General features: G+C 72.9%; 16 protein-coding genes. 9 read left to right on the plus strand and 7 right to left on the minus strand.

What is annotated here, in order from left to right:
• The first annotated feature begins 61 nt into the window (after positions 1 to 61).
• Positions 62 to 1,660 (plus strand): ATP-binding protein, encoded by a 1,599-nt coding sequence (locus ACQPZX_RS13880; protein ID WP_433379663.1) that lies wholly within the window; start codon positions 62 to 64, stop codon positions 1,658 to 1,660.
• On the opposite strand, the gene ACQPZX_RS13885 is transcribed toward ACQPZX_RS13880, so the two are convergent.
• The gene (locus ACQPZX_RS13885; RefSeq protein WP_433379666.1) at positions 1,630 to 2,322 is read right to left on the minus strand and encodes a haloacid dehalogenase type II; all 693 of its coding nucleotides are present in this window, start codon (positions 2,320 to 2,322) and stop codon (positions 1,630 to 1,632) included. The genes ACQPZX_RS13880 and ACQPZX_RS13885 overlap by 31 nt on opposite strands.
• Positions 2,316 to 3,173, minus strand: a complete 858-nt coding sequence (locus ACQPZX_RS13890; protein ID WP_433379669.1) for a helix-turn-helix transcriptional regulator — start codon at positions 3,171 to 3,173, stop codon at positions 2,316 to 2,318. The genes ACQPZX_RS13885 and ACQPZX_RS13890 overlap by 7 nt, the downstream gene beginning before the upstream one ends.
• A gap of 146 nt (positions 3,174 to 3,319) precedes the next feature.
• On the opposite strand from ACQPZX_RS13890, the gene ACQPZX_RS13895 reads away from it, so the two are divergent.
• Complete coding sequence (locus tag ACQPZX_RS13895; RefSeq protein ID WP_433379672.1) at positions 3,320 to 3,550, plus strand: hypothetical protein; 231 nt, start codon at positions 3,320 to 3,322, stop codon at positions 3,548 to 3,550.
• Positions 3,551 to 3,553: 3 nt separating this feature from the next.
• Here ACQPZX_RS13895 and ACQPZX_RS13900 read toward each other — a convergent pair whose 3' ends face one another.
• A complete protein-coding gene (locus ACQPZX_RS13900) occupies positions 3,554 to 4,549 on the minus strand; it encodes a hypothetical protein (protein ID WP_433379675.1) in 996 nt (331 codons plus the stop codon).
• A 176-nt stretch (positions 4,550 to 4,725) separates the two neighbouring features.
• Here ACQPZX_RS13900 and ACQPZX_RS13905 point away from each other — a divergent pair, with 176 nt between their 5' ends.
• The 5 genes from ACQPZX_RS13905 to ACQPZX_RS13925 all read left to right on the plus strand — a co-directional run bounded on the left by ACQPZX_RS13905 (position 4,726) and on the right by ACQPZX_RS13925 (position 11,710).
• Complete coding sequence (locus ACQPZX_RS13905) at positions 4,726 to 7,161, plus strand: ATP-binding protein (protein ID WP_433379678.1); 2,436 nt, start codon at positions 4,726 to 4,728, stop codon at positions 7,159 to 7,161.
• Positions 7,162 to 7,190: 29 nt separating this feature from the next.
• The gene (locus ACQPZX_RS13910; protein ID WP_433379680.1) at positions 7,191 to 8,738 is read left to right on the plus strand and encodes an amidohydrolase family protein; all 1,548 of its coding nucleotides are present in this window, start codon (positions 7,191 to 7,193) and stop codon (positions 8,736 to 8,738) included.
• Positions 8,739 to 8,803: 65 nt separating this feature from the next.
• A complete protein-coding gene (locus tag ACQPZX_RS13915; protein ID WP_433379683.1) occupies positions 8,804 to 9,664 on the plus strand; it encodes an alpha/beta hydrolase family protein in 861 nt (286 codons plus the stop codon).
• The gene (locus ACQPZX_RS13920) at positions 9,603 to 11,153 is read left to right on the plus strand and encodes a phytoene desaturase family protein (protein ID WP_433379686.1); all 1,551 of its coding nucleotides are present in this window, start codon (positions 9,603 to 9,605) and stop codon (positions 11,151 to 11,153) included. The genes ACQPZX_RS13915 and ACQPZX_RS13920 overlap by 62 nt, the downstream gene beginning before the upstream one ends.
• Before the next feature lie 128 nt (positions 11,154 to 11,281).
• Positions 11,282 to 11,710 (plus strand): nuclear transport factor 2 family protein, encoded by a 429-nt coding sequence (locus ACQPZX_RS13925; protein ID WP_433379689.1) that lies wholly within the window; start codon positions 11,282 to 11,284, stop codon positions 11,708 to 11,710.
• On the opposite strand, the gene ACQPZX_RS13930 is transcribed toward ACQPZX_RS13925, so the two are convergent.
• Entirely contained in the window at positions 11,701 to 12,576 is an 876-nt protein-coding gene (locus tag ACQPZX_RS13930; RefSeq protein ID WP_433379692.1) for a LysR substrate-binding domain-containing protein, read from the minus strand. The two genes, ACQPZX_RS13925 and ACQPZX_RS13930, sit on opposite strands and share 10 nt — an antisense overlap.
• Before the next feature lies 1 nt (position 12,577).
• On the minus strand, positions 12,578 to 13,126 hold the full coding sequence (locus ACQPZX_RS13935) for a CGNR zinc finger domain-containing protein (RefSeq protein ID WP_433379695.1): 549 nt from the start codon (positions 13,124 to 13,126) through the stop codon (positions 12,578 to 12,580).
• 54 nt (positions 13,127 to 13,180) lie between these two features.
• Here ACQPZX_RS13935 and ACQPZX_RS13940 point away from each other — a divergent pair, with 54 nt between their 5' ends.
• Both ACQPZX_RS13940 and ACQPZX_RS13945 read left to right on the plus strand, forming a co-directional pair.
• Positions 13,181 to 14,182 carry a DMT family transporter gene (locus ACQPZX_RS13940; protein ID WP_433379698.1) on the plus strand — a complete coding sequence of 334 codons (1,002 nt, stop codon included), beginning with the start codon at positions 13,181 to 13,183 and terminating at the stop codon, positions 14,180 to 14,182.
• Between the two features lie 224 nt (positions 14,183 to 14,406).
• Complete coding sequence (locus ACQPZX_RS13945; protein ID WP_433379701.1) at positions 14,407 to 14,805, plus strand: VOC family protein; 399 nt, start codon at positions 14,407 to 14,409, stop codon at positions 14,803 to 14,805.
• A 58-nt stretch (positions 14,806 to 14,863) separates the two neighbouring features.
• Here the strand turns inward: ACQPZX_RS13945 and ACQPZX_RS13950 are convergent, their stop codons facing one another.
• Both ACQPZX_RS13950 and ACQPZX_RS13955 read right to left on the minus strand, forming a co-directional pair.
• Complete coding sequence (locus ACQPZX_RS13950; protein WP_433379704.1) at positions 14,864 to 15,469, minus strand: response regulator transcription factor; 606 nt, start codon at positions 15,467 to 15,469, stop codon at positions 14,864 to 14,866.
• Positions 15,457 to 17,397 carry a sensor histidine kinase gene (locus ACQPZX_RS13955; protein WP_433379707.1) on the minus strand — a complete coding sequence of 647 codons (1,941 nt, stop codon included), beginning with the start codon at positions 17,395 to 17,397 and terminating at the stop codon, positions 15,457 to 15,459. Before ACQPZX_RS13955 ends, ACQPZX_RS13950 begins: the two co-directional genes overlap by 13 nt.
• Between the last annotated feature and the right edge of the window lie 87 nt (positions 17,398 to 17,484).

Consider the following 17,484-nt stretch of genomic DNA (forward strand, 5'->3'; position numbering starts at 1 on the left):
GCGCGGCGATAGGCTTCTGGTGCGGTCGCGCGATGCGCGGTCTGCTTCCGAGGGGGACGGCATGGCGAGCCAGCCGGCTCAGGGGCCCAGCGATCAAGCGGCGGTTCTCGCGTCCGCCCCGGAGGCGTACGTCGCGATCGACGGCGACGGCCGGGTGATCACCTGGAACGCGGCCGCGGCCACGACCTTCGGCCACCATCCGCACCAGGCCACCGGCCGGAAGATCGACGAGCTGATCATCCCGGAGCGGTACCGGGAGGCGCACCGCGCCGGCCTTGCCCGGCTGACGGCCGGGGGACCCGGCCGGGTGCTCGGCCAGCGGGTGCAGGTGTTCGCCCGGCACCGCGACGGTCACGAGTTCCCGATCGAGCTGACCCTGACCGTCACCGGGAGCGGGCCCGATCGGGTGTTCCATGCCTTCGCCCACGACGTCACCGCGATCCACCGGGCCGGCCGGTTCACCGCTGTCGAGGCCGCGGTGGCCCGGGGCCTGGCCGAGGCGCCGTCGAGCGGCGTTGCCGCTTCCCGCGTCGCCGAGGCGCTCGGCGAGAAGATGGCCTGGCCGGTGACCGAGCTGTGGCTGGCCGACGACGAGCGGCAGCTGCTCGTGTGCGCCGCCCGGCACGTCACCGGCGGGCGGCGGCTCGGCCGGTTCGCCTTCACCGAGCTGGAGCCGGGCGTCGGCCTGCCCGGCCGGGTCTTCGCCCAGGCGCGCCCGGGCTGGATTCCCGACCTGGCCGCCGACGTCGGCTCGGTGCGCAGCCGGGCCGGCGCGCGCATCGGCCTGCACGTGGCCGTCGGAGTGCCGGTGACCAGCGGCGGGCACACGCTGGGCGCGTTGTGTGTCTACGGCGACCGGGTCGAGGATCCGGAAGACACGTTGATCGCCCTGCTCGGTGGGGTGGCCGCGCAGGTCGGCCAGTACCTGGAACGGCGTCGTGCCGAGGAGCTGGCCATCGAGCTGGCCCACACCAAGGACGAGTTCCTCGCGCTGGTCACCCACGAGCTCCGCAACCCGCTGTCGGTGATCACCGGCACCGCGACCCTGCTCGACGAGGACCTCGAGACGTTGACCGTCGACCAGCAACGCGAGCAACTGCGCACGATCACCCGCAACGCGCACCGGCTGACGGTGCTCGCCGACGACCTGCTCGACCTCGCCCGGCTGGAGTCCGGCCACCTGGCGGTCCAGCCGGTCGCCACCGACCTGTGCGGCATCATCGACGAGGCCGTCGAGGCCCTCGAGGGCTCGGCCCGCCACAAGGATCTGACCATTGCCGTGCACACCCCGTCCCGGCTGGGCCTGCACGCCGATCCGGACCGGCTGCGGCAGGTCGCCGACAACCTCATCGGCAACGCCATCAAGTACACGCCGGCCGGGGGCAGCATCACGATCACCGCGGCCGAGGCCGACGGCCGGATCACCTGGACCGTCGCCGACACCGGCATCGGCATCCCCGCCGCGGAAAGGTCCCGCGTGTTCCGGCGCTTCTACCGGGCCTCCACCGCCCTCGATCACCGCATTCCCGGCACCGGTCTCGGCCTGGTGATAATCCGGACCATCATCGAACGTCACCACGGCCACATCGGCCTCGCCGACCAGGAAGGGCCGGGCACCGCGTTCACCATTCAGCTGCCGGTCAAGCCCCCGCCGGGCTGAGCCGCCAGGATCTGGTCGACGACCTCGGTGAGGGTTGCGCCGACGATGTCCGGCTGCCGGCCGAGCGGGCTGGCCACGACACCCGGCCGCCGCACGAGCGCGGCCCGGCAGCCGGCGGCCAGGGCGCCCGAGACGTCCCATGCGTGCGCGGCCACCAGGCGTACGCCGGAAGTGGCGACGCCGAACCGCTCGGCGACCGCGAGATACGGCTCGGGCGCCGGCTTCAGCCGGCGCACCGCGTCGGCCGAGAGCACATCGTCGAACAGGTCGCGCAGCCCGGCGTGCGTGAGCTGGGCCTCGGCCACCGCCTGCACCGAGTTGGTGAGCGCGGCCACCCGCAGGGTCGTGCCGCGCAGACGGGCCAAGGCCGCCGGCACCTCGGGATGCGGCGGCAGAGTGGACATCCCGTCGACAATCGCCGTGGCTTGCGCGTCGCTCAGCGTGGTGCCCATGCGCTCGGCCAGCATCCGGAGCGCGGCGTGCTGGGCGGTGGTGAAGTCGACGTACTCGCCGGTCAGGCCGCCCACGAAAGACAGCTGCAGCATTTGTGCGAACCACAGCGGCCGCAGGGCCGCATCGCCGAAGGCCTGCTGGAACGGCTGGTCGAGCGCGGACAGGTCGAGCAGGGTCTCGTTGACGTCGAACGCGACAACCGTCACCACGGGGTGCTCTCCTTCTCGGTCGTGGACTGCCAGGAGGCGAGCAGGCGCAGGCTGGCCGCCGACGGCGAGCCGGGCTCGGCCGTGTAGGTGACCAGCGTCTGGTCGGGGTCGTCCGGCGCCCGCAGCGCCTCCTGCGCCAGCAGCATGGCGCCGGCGATCGGATGGTTCACCGTGTAGCTCGCGTGACTCTTGTCGGCGACCGGGCGCTCGGACCACAACTGACGGAAGAGCTCGCTGTGCAGCGTCAGCTCGCCGACGAGCTCGGCCAGCAGCGGATCGTGCGGGTGCCGGCCCGCGTCCAGCTGGAGGAACGCGACGATGTCGCGGCCCTTGCGCCGCCGCTCGGGAAACAGCGCCCCGAGGTGCTCGTCGAGCAGGATCAGGCGGGCGAAGTTCCGCTCGCGTGGCGGCAGCGCCCGGAAGTCGGTGATCAGGGCGGCGCCGAGCGGGTTCCAGGCGAGCACGTCGGTGCGCCGGCCGACGACGAACGCGGGGACGTCGGTCATGGCGTTCAGGAGCTGGCGTAGCTGCGGCCGGACCCGCTGCGGCGGGGCCGGCCGGCGCGGGGCGCGGCTGGGGCGGGCGAGGTTGCGCAGGTGGGCGCGCTCGTCGTCGGCCAGGCGCAAAGCGTTGGCGACCGCGTCGAGCACGGCGTCGGAGACGTGGGCGCCGCGGCCCTGCTCCAGCCGTACGTAGTAGTCGACGCTGACCCCGGCCAGCTGGGCGAGCTCCTCGCGGCGCAGGCCCGGCACCCGGCGCCGCGTGGGGAGCGGCCGCAGCCCGAGCTCCTCGGGTCGCAGCCGCGCCCGCCGCGAGCGCAGGAACTCGGCCAGGTCGGCGTTCCGGTCCATCGATCCAGTATGGCCGCGCCGCACCCGGCGAGCCTGGTACTGCCGGACCCAGGTTGACCGGTGCTCGGGGGGTAGCCGCCGCGGGCGGCCAGGCCTAGCTCGCGTTCAACAGGCCGGCGCCGAGCCGGGTGAGGGTGTGCCGCACGGTGTTGCGGTGGCGGCGGCTGACCACCAGGCCGGCCTGGCGCAGCACGGTCGCGTGCTGGCTCGCTCCGCCGGGCGAGATACCCAGCCGGCTGCTGGAACAGCGACGGGTTCGTCAACCACGGCGGCGGCTGGATCCACTCGGTGCCGGCTGGTCGGAGGACGATCTCGCGGCGGCGGTGATCCTGGTGCTGCGGCCGGACCGCTGGATCGCCTGGGCCGACTGGGACTGACCCTCACCGCCGTGCGCGGCCGTAGGCGGCGAGGGCGTGGAAGGCGGCCTTCGGCGTCCACGAGCCGTCCGGCAGCACGCGTACGATGCCGCGGGCGGCCAGGTCGTAGTCGTGCTCCGGGTCGTCCGTGGTGGGCAGGTGCCGGTTGGCGAAGGTGTACACGAAGGCCGCCTCGACGCCGCCGGCCTCGTAGTCGCGCAGCAGGTCGATGAGGTAGCGGGCCTGGCCCTCCTCGTCGCGTTCCAGCTCCGCGGTCAGCTTGGCAGCGCGGCCGTGCTCGTCGTACGTCACCGGCTCGGCCGCGCCGGCCACGTCGGCGGCGCCGCGGAAGGTGCAGCAGCCGAACTCGGTGGCGGCGTACGGCTTGCCCTGGCCCACGGCCGCCGCCAGTGACTGCGGGAACGCGGCGGCGTTGGTCGCGTCGCGGTAGCCGGCGTCGCTGGCGATGATGTCGAAGGCTTTCCAGTCCACGTCCTCGAGCGGGATCGAGGCGTACCCGACCGGCCCGCCGAACCGTTCCCGCACCGCTGGCACCGCCTCGGCCAGGAAGTCGCGCACGGCGGCGCGGGCGGCCGGGATCGCCTCCCGCATCCGCATCGGATCGGTGAACAGCGCCATCCGCTCGGCCAGGTCGCGGCCGGGCAGGAAGCCGTCGGTGAACATGGCGATCTCGGAGCCGGTGAGGTAGACGACCGAGGCTCCGGTGCGCCGCAGTCGCTCGGCCCGTTCGGCGCCGTCGAGGACGAAGGCCATCAGCTCGTCGCGGTCGAGCCCGTTGGTGAACGGGCAGTACCAGACCTCGAGCCCGGCCTCGGCGGCGAACCGGGCGGCCAGCTCGAGCCGATCCTGAATCCCGCCGGTGATCCGCACCGCGTCACAGCCGAGCTCGTCGCGGATGACGCGCAGGTCACGCCGTACGGTATCGGGGTCGAACGGCTCGTGGGTGGTCGATCCGGCGCTCACAAAGCCGGTGTCGTAGTTCATCCCGAAGATGCGCATCTCCCTAGGGTCGTCGCCCGCGCCGGGACCAACAAGGCGAACGAGACCTGGTCCTCGCCTTACGGAGCGATCGAGCGCGCCACGGCCACGGCCGGGCGTCCCTCGTCCGGTTGACGACAGGACTTCCCGGCGGTCCGCACCTATGCTGCGAGTGTCCGGGGAGGAGCTGCGTAGCGGTGATCACGGGAGGGCAGCGGCGCCAGGGCAATCTGCCGGCGGAGCTGTCGAGCTTTGTGGACCGGGTCGCCGAGCGGGCGGCCCTGAAACGGCTGCTGACCTCCTCCCGGCTGGTCACGGTCACCGGCGTCGGCGGGGTCGGCAAGACGCGTACGGTGTTGCGGGTCGCGGCCGAGGTGCAGCGCGCCTTCCCCGACGGCGTCTGGCTGGTCGACCTGTCCCCGCTCGCCCAGGCCGACCTGGTGGCCGAGACGGTGGCGCACGCGCTGGGCCTGCACGACCAGTCGGCCCGCCCGCAGACCGAGTCCCTGGCGGAGTACCTGGAGTTCCGCCGCCTGCTGCTGGTGCTGGACAACTGCGAGCACCTCGCCGACCCGTGCGCGCAGCTGGCCGAGGCCCTGCTGCGGGCCGCCCCGGCCCTGCAGATGGTGGCGACCAGCCGGCAGCCCCTGGCGGTGCCGGGCGAGCACGTCTTCCCGCTGCTGCCGCTGACCGTGTCCGACCGGGGCGGGGCCGATCAGGGCGGGGCCGATCAGGGCGGGGCCGATCGCGGCGGGGCCGATCGGGAGCCCTCCCCGGCGATCGTGCTGTTCGCCGAGCGGGCCCGGGCGGCCTCGCCGGTCTTCGCGCTGACCGGGGAGAACCAGGCCGCGGTGGCCCGGCTGTGCCAGGGGCTGGACGGTGTCCCGCTGGCCATCGAGCTCGCCGCGGTGCGCACCCGGGCGCTGCCCGTGCAGCAGATCGCGGACCTGCTCGAGGGCCGGTTCGCCGACCGGTTCGCGCTGCTCAGCGGCGGCGGCCCGATGGCCGGGCGGCACGAGTCGCTGCGCACCGCCATCGACTGGAGTCACGACCTGTGCACCCGCGCAGAGAGCCTGCTCTGGTCGCGGGTCTCGGTGTTCGCCGGCGACTTCGACCTGGAGGCCGTGCGGGAGGTGTGCGTGAGCGATCGGTTGCCCGGCGCCGACGTGGTGCGGCTGGTGGCCGGCCTGGTCGACAAGTCGATCCTGCTCTGCGAGGAGCGTCCGGCCGGCGCGCGCTACCGCCTGCTGGACACCCTCCGCGAGTACGGCCTCGACCTGCTCCGCGCCGGCCGGGAGGAGCCACAGCTGCGGCGCCGGCATCGGGACTTCTACCTGCGGCTGGCGCAGCGGTTCGACGCCGAGTGGTGCGGGCCCGGCCAGGTGGCCTGGTACGAGCGGCTCAGGCGGGAACGGGCCAACCTGATGGCCGCGCTGGACTTCTGCCTCGCCGACCCGGCCGAGCACCAGGCCGGCGTCGAGCTGGGCGCGGCGCTGCGGTACTTCTGGTTCGCGTGCGGGCACCCGCGGGAGGGCCGGCGCTATCTCGACCGGCTGCTCGCGCTGGAGCACGCGCCGAGCGACGCGCTGACCAAGGCGCTGTGGGTGAGCGGCTGGATCACCATGGCGCAGGGCGATCTGGACGCCGCCGAGGCCCGTCTCGCGCAGTGCCGGCCCCACGCCGAGGCGAGGGGCGACATCGAGGCAACGGCCTGGGTCGCGTACGTCGCCGGCGGCTGCGCCGTGTTCCGCGGCGAGCCGGTGCGCGGGCTCGCCCTCGCCGAGGAATCGGCGGCCCTGCACCGCAACGGCGGTGACCCGGCCACCGGCCTGCTCGTCGCGCTCGCGGCGCAGTCCATCGCTCTCGTGTTCGCCGGCGAGTTCGACCGGAACGCCGCCGTCACCGAGCAGACCTGGGCGCTGTGCGACGAGCATCACGAGCTCTGGATGCGCTCGTACGCCGACTACCTGCGTGCCCTCGGCGAGATGGGCCGTGGCGACCCCGGCGCGGCGGTCGGCTACGGCCGCGCCGCGCTGCGCTTCAAACGGCAGCTGGGCGACGTCGCCGGCTGCGCCATGTCGGTGGACGTGCTGGCCACCGCCGCGGCGGCCCTCGGCGAGGCAGAGCGGGCCGCCCGCCTGCTCGGCGTCGCACACCGGCTGTGGCAGTCCGTCGGCCGTCCCCAGTTCGGCTCGCCCGACCTGGTCGCGGCCCGCACGCGTGTCGAGCAGCAGTCCCGGGAGAAGGCCGGCGACGAGGGTTTCGAGACCGCGTACGCCGACGGCCTCACCCTCGACCTGACCGCGGGCGTCGACTACGCGGTCGGCGAGCCGGCGCCCCGGCCGGCCGAGGTTCCCGAGCAGTGGGCCGGCTGGGCGCCGCTGACCCGGCGGGAGCGTGAGGTCGCGCTGCTGGTCGCCGAGGGCCTGACCAACCAGGCGATCGCCGAGCGGCTGGTGATCGGCCGGCGGACCGCCAACACTCACGTCGAGCACATCCTGACCAAACTCGACTTCACCTCGCGCGCCCAGATCGCCGCCTGGGCCGCGGCGCGGCGGGGTACTAGGCCCCCTCCCGGCTCGGGGGCCAGCACCAGTGAATCGCGCGGCCCCGGCGAGCAGGCTGATCCCTGACACCAGCGCAAGGGAACAGGGAGAAGCTCATGCAGCGACGGACTATCCTCACCGGAACCGCACTCGGCGTGACTAGCGCCGCCTTCGGACTGTCCCGGCCGGCTCAGGCGGCTCGCTCCGGCCCGGCGACCCGTGACGTCGTCGCGATCCGGGGCGTGACCGTGGTCGACGCGGTGGGCGGCGCCCGGCGCGGGCAGACCGTCCTCATCCGGGGCGACCGCATCCTCGACGCCGGTCCCGCTCACCAAGTGCCGGTGCCGCCCGGCGCCACGATCGTCGACGGCGCCGGGAAATACCTCATCCCCGGCCTCGCCGACATGCACACCCACGCCACCGGCATCGACGACACCGATCCCGAGCTGTACGTGGTCAACGGCGTCACCACGACGCGGCAGATGTCGGGCAGCCCTGAGGCCCGCGACTGGCAGCAGCAGATCGCCGGCGGCGCCCGCATCGGGCCTCAGTGGTCGATCGGCAGCCGGATCGTCGACGGCTCGCCGTCCCTGTGGGACGGACTGGATGTCGACGGGTCGATACATGTCGCGGTCGCCGATCCGGTGCAGGCGCGGGCCGCCGTACGGCAGGAGCACGCCACCGGAGTCGCGTTCATCAAGACGTACACCCGGCTCACCCGGGAGTCGTTCGTCGCGATCACCGACGAGTGCGGCAAGCTCGGGCTGCCGTTCCTCGGTCATGTGCCCGACTTCGTCGAGCTGACCGAGGCGAGCGACCGCGGTATCCGTACGATCGAACATCTTTTTGAAATTTGGTATGACACGTCGGCCGAGGAGAATCGCCTGCGGCGGGGCGTCGCCTCGGTGCCGATCGGCTCCGGCGACTACAACGGCTGGTTCAACCGGATGCAACCGTACGAGTACGCCGCCGCCCGCAGCTACGACCGGCGGAAGGCCGAGAAGGTGTTCCGCCGGGTCGCCCGCAACGGCACGTTCGTCACGCCGACGCTGGTGCTCCACGAGTCCAACGACATGCCCGAGCGGATCGACCGGCACGACCCGCGTTACAAGTACTTCAGCGCCGACATGATCGGCTACTGGGACTGGGCCCTCGACAACCTGTACCTGCCCGGCCGGACCCCGGCCCAGATCGCCCAGTCGGAGGATCTGTTCCGGCGCCGGCTCAGTCTCACCGCCGACCTGGCCGCGGCCGGAGTGCCGCTGCTGGCCGGGACCGACCTCGGCACCACGTACCTGATGCCGGGCTTCAGCCTTCATGACGAGCTGGCGTTGCTCGTACGGGCCGGGCTGAAGCCGATCCAGGCCCTCGCCGCCGCGACGCTCAACCCGGCGCGCTATCTCGGCCGGCGCGACCTCGGGGTGGTCGCCCGCGGCGCGGTTGCCGACCTGGTGCTGCTCGACGCCGACCCGCTGCACGACATCCGCAACACGACCCGCATCAACAGCGTCTTCGTCCGCGGCCGGCTCATCGACCAGGCCCAGCGACAGCGGATGCTGGCCGACATCGAGGCCACGGTTGGGCAGGTCAGAGAATCGGCGCCGGTCGCCTACCGCGGCTGCCCCTGTCACGGCCCCGCGCAATCGATTGCTGTCGCATCTTGATTTTGCCGAGATCGCTGGCCTAGTCTCCGAGGACACCGAGTTGCAATCGATTGCGGGAACAGCCCATGCGCATCGAAACCGACGACCTCGCCGACTATTACCTGGCCGAGACCCTGGACGGCCTCTACACGCCGTACGCGCTACGCATGCCGCCCGGCGACGGACCGCACCCGTTCGTGTTCGTCGCCTACGGCAACGGCGGGGGCGGCATGGAATGGCTGCGCGACCGGGTGCACCGCTTCCGCCACGTCACCGACGTGCTGATCGAGGCCGGGTACGCGTGCGCGTGGGCCCGCTACCGCACCGAGGTCGAGCTCGGCTACCAGACCGGCGGCGAGCTGCGCACCGACGTACGGCAAGGCATGGAGCTGATGAGCCGGGCGCCGCTGGAGTACGAGGACGAGGTCGCCATCCTCCGGCATGTGGCCAAGCTGCCCGGCATCGACGGCGACCGGCTGTTCCACCTCGGCGTCAGCCACGCCGGCGAGATGCTGTTCAAGCTGCTCTCGCAGTACCACGGCCTGCTCCGGGCGGGCGTCGCCGCCGAGCCCGCCTCGCACGAGCTGCTCACCCTCAACCTGCACGACGACGACAAGGTCACCGTCACCGACGGCCTGCGCGACATCGAGACCCTCGAGATGCGCAGCGTCGAGCGGGCCCGCCGCGCGATCACCGAACCGGCCGAGGTGTCCCGGCGGCTCGGCGGCGTCGACATTCCCGTCCTGGTGCTGGGCCGCGAACAGGACGAGCTGCAGGGCATCTTCCGTCTCACCTACGAGCTGCTCGCCGAGAAGCGGTCCGACGCGGAATGGCGTTCGTGGAGCCACGACATCCACGGCTACATCTATCCGGAGGGTGAACCCGATGGCGTCCAGCGCGAAGCCCTCGAGGTCATCGTCGACTTCTTCGACCGCCACCGAGGCTGATGTCGTCGTCATCGGGGCGGGCCACAACGGCCTGGTGAGTGCCGCCTACCTGGCCGAGGCCGGGCTGCGGGTGCTGGTGCTGGAGGCGGGCCACCTGCCGGGCGGCAACACGATCACCGAGGAGCTGACGCTGCCCGGCTTCGCGCACGACTCGTGCTCGTCCGCGCACGTGCTCATCCAGTCCAACCCGCTGCTGGCCGACGACGAGCTGGGCCTGTTGTCCCGGTGGGGCCTGCGCTACGTGCACACCGATCCGGCCGTGGTGCTGCCGCGCGCCGACGGCGAGACCATCGTCGTGCACCGCGACCTGGACGCCACGGCCAACGAGATCGGCAAGTGGTCCGCGGCCGACGCCTCGGCGTTCCGCGAGCTGATGGGGGAGTGGACCAACGGCCTGGCGGCAGCTCACGGCCGTTGGTCGTCCGGCTTCCCGGCAGACCATGACGCGTACGAGCAATTGCGCGCCCGATCGGCGTGGGACGTCATCCATGAGCGGTTCGAGCATCCCGCCGTACGCGATCTGATGGTGTGGTTGTCCCTGGCGACCATTCAGGATCCCCGCCGGCCCGGCACCGGCGTCCTCCCGTCCTCGATCACCGCGGGCCGGTTGCGGTTCGGCTGGTCCACCCCCGTCGGCGGCTCGGGGGCGCTGCCGGCCGCGCTGATCCGTCTCCTCGAGGCACGCGGCGGCGCCGTGCTGTGCGACGCCGCGGTCGCGCGGATCGAAACTCGGGACGGCCGGGCCGTCGCCGTGCACACCGCCGACGGCCGGCGCTTCACGGCCCGGCGTGCCGTCCTCAGCAGCGCCAGCCTGGCCCGCCTGCCGGAGATGCTGGACACCGTCCCCGATGACGTCGCCGCCGCGAGCGCCGCTTGGCGGCCCGGCCTGAGCGTGTTCGCCGTGCACGCGGCCCTGACCGGCGACCTGACCACGCAGTCGGCGGCGGCCGGGTTGGGCAGCACCGAGGGGATCGCCCGCCAGCTCGACGCCTTCTACCGCGGGGAGACCGACGCGACCGACCCGTGGCTCCTGGTCGTCAATCAGACGGTCGTCGACCCTTCCCGGGCGCCCGCCGGCGCCGGAACCTTCAAAATCCTGACCATCGCGCCCTGGGACCGGGCCGACCGCCGCGATTGGGCAGAAGCCAAGCACGAGTACGCCGGCCAGATCGTCGACCGCGTCCGCGAGCGGATAGGCGGCCTGGGCCCCGCAGACATCCTCGCCATGCGCGCGGAATCCCCGCGCGACGTGGCCGCCCACAACGTCCACAACCTGGGCGGCTCCTGCCACGGCGGCGAGTTCGTGCTGCCGGACGGCCGGTGGCTGGCCGGCTGGCCGTCCTACACGACGGGCATCGACGGCCTGTTCCTGACCGGTTCGACCAGCCACCCGGGCGGCAGTGTGAGCGGGAGACCCGGCCGCAACGCCGCACGCGCGGTACTCACAGAACTCGGCATGGACCCCTCCGCGGTGATGAGTTCTCGCTGACCGCCTCGATCGGCGATCGTGATCGGTGCGATTGCCGATCGGATCTCGATCGACGACGCGGCGCCGGCGTCCAATGTGCGGGAGGGCTCGATCGAGCAGATCTCGCAGGGACGAATGAGGGGGCAGAAATGTCCGACACCGACCGGAGCAGGGCAGTCGTCAGCGACTACATCGCCTCGTTGCAGAAGGGCGATATCGACGCCCTGAGAGCCAGCTTCACCCCGGACGCGACCTGGTCGCTGCGCGGCGACCTGCCGGTATCCGGAACGTGGACCGGGCCGGCGGAGATCCTCGACGGTTTCCTGGCCGCGATGGTGGACCGCCTGGATCCCACCAAGCCACTCACTCAGGAAGTCCGGGGAATCGTCGCGGACGGCGACACGGTCGTCGCGGAGTGGACCAGCCATGCCACCACCCGCGACGGCCGCCCCTACGAGAACGACTACGCCGTCGTTTTCGTGATCCGTGACGGGAGGATCGCCGCGGTTCGCGAGTACTTCGACACGGGCTACGCGCGGCGGGTCCTCTTCGGCGGTCCAGAGGACGATCAGTCGTGAGCCGCTGCCGCGCAGGCCCGGAGCAGGGGAGCCACCGTTCGTGATGTCTCGTCCTCCCGGACCGCCAGCATGGTGGGCATGACGAGCTCGGGATCGGTGGGCCGGAACACGACCTGCGGCAGATGCAGGGTTCGAGCATGGGTCTCGTACAGCACGGTCCAAGTCGCCGGGCCCGCGGCCATCGCGGCCAGCGTGTTCTCCAGCGTGTCCGGGTGAGCTCCGGGCGCCGGGGTGAAACCGGTCGCCGCGCAGGCGCTCAGCAGGAGGTCGACCAGCGGCGGGTTGAGCCGGCGGGAGACGATCCGCAGGGGCAGCTCGGCCAGGTCGGGCAGCCGGACGACGCTCGCCCCGGCCAGCTCGTGCGTGGCGGGCAGCGCCACCAGCAGCCGGTCCTGCCACACCTCGATGAGTTCCACGCCGGGCGCGGACGGCACCCCTCGCACGAACGCGGCGTCGAGCTGCCCGCCGGCGACCCGCTCGAGCCGGGCCCGGGTCGGCGCGCTGACCAGGGTCACCTCCGTCTCCGGCCAGGCCGCGCGGAGCTCGTGGAGCACCCGTGCCAGCCGGTCGCCGAGGCCGGTGCTGCTGCCCAGCCGCAGGCTCCGGCTCGTCGGCGCCGCGACCGCCAGCCGGGCCCGGTCGGCGGCCATCAGCACGGCGCGCGCCTCGGGCAGCAGCCGGCTCCCGGCGGCGGTCAGCCGCACGGTCCGCGCCGAACGGTCGAACAAGCTCACGCCCAGCTCGCGCTCCAGCCGGGCGATCTGCTGGCTCACCGCGGGCTGCCCGATCGACAGGCTGGTGGCGGCGCGGCCGAAATGCAGCTGCTCGGCAACCGCCACGAAATACTCGAACTGGCGCAACTCCATGCTATTCCGCCGCCCGGGCCCGTGCGCGGTGGGCGCGCACGCGGGCGCGAACGCCGCAGCGCTCGTCCGAGCACCAGCGCCGGCGGCCTGTGTGGTCGATGAAGATGCCGGAGCAGGTGTCGTCGCCGCAGGCGTGCAGGCGCTCCCGGGTCGGGCCGGTGAGGTCGGCGGCCGCCTGGCGGGCCAGCCGGGCCAGGGCGACGGACACGTCGCCGGGCGGGGTCAGCCGGAGAGCCGATCCCTCGCGCGTGATCCCGAACGGCTCATCCGCGGCCAGCGCTCCCTGCAGCTCTCGCACGTCCTGAGTCGACGGCGCCTGCCCGCGCATCGTGGCGGTGGCCACGCGGTGCATGGCCTCGCGCAGAGCCCGCGCCGTGTCGACGTCGGCCGTGGTGACCTGCGCGACAGGCTCCATCCCGTGCTCGCGGAGCCATGCCCTCAGCGCGGCCGGGCCGGCCAGCATCTCGACCTGCTTGGCCTGGTAGCGGCCGAGATGTGTGCCCAGGAAGTCCAGCCAGTCGGCGCCGTTCCCGGTGCGGAACTCACTCATGCCGCCCAGTGTAACGGGTTGACACGTTACGAGCGACGGGGCACGTTGTAACGCATGAAGTCGTTACAGATCGATCGGACCGGCGCTGTCTTCATCGGGGTGTGGAGCAGCGGTTACATCGGCGGCTCGCTGGCCACCTCGGCGATCGCCCCGCTGGCCGCCAACCTGTGGCGGTTCGCCATCGGCGGCATCCTGCTGGCCGGGATCGCCCGCCGGCGCCGGGAGGCGTGGCCGCGCGGGCGGGCCCTCGGCGCCGCCGCTCTCGTCGGAGCGTTGCTGTTCACCGTGCAGTTCGGCGGCCTCTACCTCGGCATGGCCAACGGCACTCCGGCGTCCACGACCGCGCTGATCGCCTGCTCCGCGCCGCTGATCGTCGCCGCGGCCGGCGCCGCGCTGGGGTGGGACCGGCTCGCCGCGCGGCAGTGGATCGGCATCGGGTTGGGCGTCGCCGGGGTCGCCGTCACCCTGGCCGACCGGCTCGGCCGCCCGCCGACCGCGACCGCCTTCGCCTGGACCCTGCTCGGCCTGGCCGGCCTCGCCTCCGGAACTCTCCTGCAGGGCCGGCTCCGCACCGGCGCCGGTCCCGCCGCCCTCGCCGCGACCGAGATCGCTTTCGCGACGCTGGCGATGGCGGCCTGGGCGCCGCTGGAAGGCTCCCTCGCCGTCCCCGGCACGCCGCGCGCGATCGGGTCGCTGCTCTGGATCGCCCTGATTCCCGGCGTGCTCGGCCCCCTGCTGCTGTTCGCCCTGATCAAGCAGCGCGGCGCCACCCGGGCCAGCAGCCTGCTGTTCGTCGTCCCCGCCGTCACCGCGATCGCGGCCTGGCCGATTCTCGGCACCCCGATCGGACCCACCACTGTGGCCGGCCTGCTCGTCGCGGCCGTGGGCCTGCGGCTGACCCTCCAGACCCCGGACCGCCCCCGTCGCCGGCTCGAACAGGCCACCCCGCCTGCCGACGCACGATCGTCCTCCCTCGTGCCGCACCCGGACCGCCGCGAAGTGCCGCACCCGGACCGCCGCGAGGTGCCGCACCCGGACCGCCGCGAAGCGGCCTGACGGGGCCGCCATGGGCCTGACGGCGCGCTGGTCGCGACGGGCTGGCGGGGGCCGGCCGCAATGGGGCCTGACGGCGCGTCGGCCGCAGCGGGGCGTGGCGGCGTCGGCGGCACTGCGGCCGAGCCGTTCTCACCCCGCTCGGCATGGGCCCCACGCCGCTGACCAGCCGTTGTACGATCTCGCCGGCATGAACGCATGTCGATGTCTACAGAAAGCAGACAAACATGATTAAAGGATTGAACAAAGTCGAGGTCATCACGATCTTCGTCGAGGATCTCGCCGAGACGCGGGCGTTCTACGAGAACGTCTTCGGGCTCGAGGTCGTCTGGGCGGACGATGCCTCGGCGGTGGTCCGCCTGGAGAACATGATGATCAACATCCTTCGGGTCGACCGCGCGGACACGCTCGTCGAGCCGCGGGCGGTCGCCGGGGCGGAGGCCGGCGTGCGCCTGTTGCTCACCATCGCGGTGGAGGACGCGAACGCCGTGCACGAGGAGCTCAAGCAGCACGGCGTAACCATCCTCAACGGCCCCGTCGACCGCCCGTGGGGCCGCCGGACGGTGGCGTTCGCCGACCCGGCGGGCAACGTCTGGGAGGCCGCGCAGATCCTGACCCAGGAATAGTCGATCCCGGCCGGCGCTGCTTGCGGGCGGCGCCGGCCGGGTTCACCGAAGTGGAGCGCTACAGCCAGCCCGCCTCGGTGGCGATCCGGATGGCGTCGACACGGTTGCGGGCGGCCAGCTTGGCCATGGCGGAGGCGAGGTAGTTGCGGACCGTGCCGTAGGACAGGAACAGCTCCGCCGCGATCTCCCGAGGCTCCGCCCCGGCCGCGTACCGCTGCAGGACCGCGGTCTCGCGGGGCGTCAGCGGGGTCGGGCGTTGCCGGAGCGCGGCCGCCGCGGACGTGGGGTCGATGACCGGCTCGCCGGCGGCGACCCGGCGGATCGCCGCGATCAGGTCGGCGGCGGGGGTGTCCTTCAGGAGGAAGCCCTTGGCGCCCGCGTCGAGCGCGGCGCGCAGGTTGCTGGGCCGGGCGAGGCCGGTGAGGATCAGGACCGCGCAGGCGGGGACCCGGCGGCCCAGCTCGGCGGTGGCGGTGATGCCGTCGACCCGGGGGAGGTCGATGTCGACCACGGCCACGTCGGGGCGGTGTTCCAGCGCGGCCGGGACGATGCGGTCGCCCGACGACACCTCGGCCACCACGTCGAGGTCGTCCTGCAGCCGCAGCAATGCGGACAGGGTCTCGCGCAGGATGCCGGTGTCCTCGGCGATCATCACACGGACCACGGCGTTCCCCCTCGCGCTCCGGGCAGCTCGACCGTCATCACGAAGGGCAGTTCGACCATCATGACGAAGGTGCCACCGGTGTGCCGGCTGGTGAGGACCCCGCCACCGCCGGCGACGCGGGTCCGCAGGTTGTCCAGGCCCTGGCCCGTCCCGGTCCCCGGCACCGGGGCGGCCCCGTCGTTGCTGACCCGGAGGCGGACCAGGCCGTCGCCGGATTCGACGGTGATCGCGCACTGCCGCGCCTGGCTGTGCCGCAGGATGTTGGTGGTCGCCTCCCGCAGGACGATGGCGAGGACATTGTCCACGGCTGCCGGCACGGCGTGGCCGGCGCCGGTGACGTTGACGTGGATCTCGGAGGACGTGAGCAGGTCGGTCGCGAGCGCGAGCTCGGTGTCGAGGGACAGCTGGGGGCGCTCACCGGCGATCCGGGCGGTGTCGGAGCGTACGGTGGCGCAGACGTGGAGCAGTTCGCCGAGCTCGCGCGCCGCCCGGGCGTCGTCGCGTCCGATCAGCGCCGCGATCAGGTCGGACTTCAGCGCCACCGTCGACAGCCCGAGCCCGAGCAGGTCGTGGGTGTCGCGCGCGAGGCGCAGCCGCTCCCGTACGGCAGCGACGGCGGCCAGATCCTCGCGGCGGTGGGCGAGCTGGACCGCCAGGCCGGCCAGGCGTGACAGGCCGTAGGCCATCAGGCCGAAGCTGGCGCTGATGGCGCCGGTGTAGACGGCCCGGAAGACCTCGCCGGAAGCGTAGTGGGCGTAGAGCGCGGGCACGCTGACAACGGCGGCGCCGAACCACCACCACCGCCAGACGCCCGGCAGCAACAGCAAGCCGGACGCGGCGAGGAAGGCGACGAAGATCATTCCGAAGTAGCCCACGACGGGGACCTGGGCATAGGTCATGACGGCGAGCAACGCCAGCGTGTACGGCCAGTGCCGGGGTTTGCCGCGGCCACTCCCGGCGCCGGCGTGGTACCACTGCAGGGCCAGGATGCCCAGCGAGACGACCACGGCCACGAGCACCGCGGTGGCGAGGTGCTGACGCGGCGCCGGCGGCTCGCCCGACGGCATGGTGACGTTGAGCAGGTTCTGCGTGGCGAACAGGGCCACGACCGTGACGAGCACGGCACGGGCGGTGCGTGGCGCTGTCATCGGGCGCGACGACTCGTACGATAAATCGCTGTTGATCGGATCGTTGGCGTGCAGGCGCCGGCTCTCGGCCGCGGCCTGCCGGGCGATCACACCGGCCGCCGCGATCTCTCCCCGGGCGTCCTCCGGCGTCGTAGACAGCCACCGCAGCGCGGCCCGGGCGTGCTGGGCCACCTGCTGGATGCGGTCCCCGATCAGGCGCCGCAACTGCTCCTGCGTGGCCAGGCGTTCCCGATCGACCGCGGCCGCCGCCAGTTCCTCCTGCGCCGCGCCCAGGTCGCGCACCGACTGCGACAGCCGGGAGAGGCCGAACAAGCCCAGCGCTACGTCGGCGAACGCGACCAGGACCCAGACGCCGGCGTTGATCGCCGGCCGGTACGGAACCCCGACGACCTGCACCCACAGGGTCGCTTCCAGCGCCAGCAACGCCCCCAGCAGGAGCCAGGACCGCGGCGCCGGGACCAGCAGCAGGACCAGGCCGCCGAGCAGGCCGGACATGCCCGCTACCCAGCCGTCGCCGAACAGGACGAACGGCACGTAGGTCAACAGGGCCTGACCCGCGAGCAGCCACCATCGCCATCGGGTCCACGCGTGGGCGGCGACCCCGCTGACATACCAGACAGGCAACACGAAAAGGGCAGCCACGAACGGCAGATACGCGTACGTCTGATGCACCGCCGCGTCGGCGCACCGGGCAAGCAGAAGGGTGGCCAGAAAGCCGAGCGAGATCAGACGGGTACGGGTGACGTCGGCGTCGACACCGGGCGAGCTCACGATCGTCACGCCGTCCGAGTCTAGGTGGGGTGCGGTGCCCGGGCCGCTATGCAGATTGCACGTCTTCGGATGCTTGACGCACTACCGGTGCCGCGC

Source organism: Actinoplanes sp. CA-142083 (assembly GCF_050942195.1).
Classification (GTDB): Bacteria; Actinomycetota; Actinomycetes; order Mycobacteriales; family Micromonosporaceae; genus Actinoplanes.

What these genes read in the sequence shown, in the direction of transcription:
- ACQPZX_RS13880 (WP_433379663.1), top strand. Translation starts at nt 62, where the DNA reads ATGGCGAGCCAGCCGGCTCAGGGGCCCAGCGATCAAGCGGCGGTTCTC.
- ACQPZX_RS13890 (WP_433379669.1), bottom strand. Translation starts at nt 3,173, where the DNA reads ATGGACCGGAACGCCGACCTGGCCGAGTTCCTGCGCTCGCGGCGGGCG.
- ACQPZX_RS13900 (WP_433379675.1), bottom strand. Translation starts at nt 4,549, where the DNA reads ATGCGCATCTTCGGGATGAACTACGACACCGGCTTTGTGAGCGCCGGA.
- ACQPZX_RS13910 (WP_433379680.1), top strand. Translation starts at nt 7,191, where the DNA reads ATGCAGCGACGGACTATCCTCACCGGAACCGCACTCGGCGTGACTAGC.
- ACQPZX_RS13915 (WP_433379683.1), top strand. Translation starts at nt 8,804, where the DNA reads ATGCGCATCGAAACCGACGACCTCGCCGACTATTACCTGGCCGAGACC.
- ACQPZX_RS13920 (WP_433379686.1), top strand. Translation starts at nt 9,603, where the DNA reads ATGGCGTCCAGCGCGAAGCCCTCGAGGTCATCGTCGACTTCTTCGACC.
- ACQPZX_RS13925 (WP_433379689.1), top strand. Translation starts at nt 11,282, where the DNA reads ATGTCCGACACCGACCGGAGCAGGGCAGTCGTCAGCGACTACATCGCC.
- ACQPZX_RS13930 (WP_433379692.1), bottom strand. Translation starts at nt 12,576, where the DNA reads ATGGAGTTGCGCCAGTTCGAGTATTTCGTGGCGGTTGCCGAGCAGCTG.
- ACQPZX_RS13935 (WP_433379695.1), bottom strand. Translation starts at nt 13,126, where the DNA reads ATGAGTGAGTTCCGCACCGGGAACGGCGCCGACTGGCTGGACTTCCTG.
- ACQPZX_RS13940 (WP_433379698.1), top strand. Translation starts at nt 13,181, where the DNA reads ATGAAGTCGTTACAGATCGATCGGACCGGCGCTGTCTTCATCGGGGTG.
- ACQPZX_RS13945 (WP_433379701.1), top strand. Translation starts at nt 14,407, where the DNA reads ATGATTAAAGGATTGAACAAAGTCGAGGTCATCACGATCTTCGTCGAG.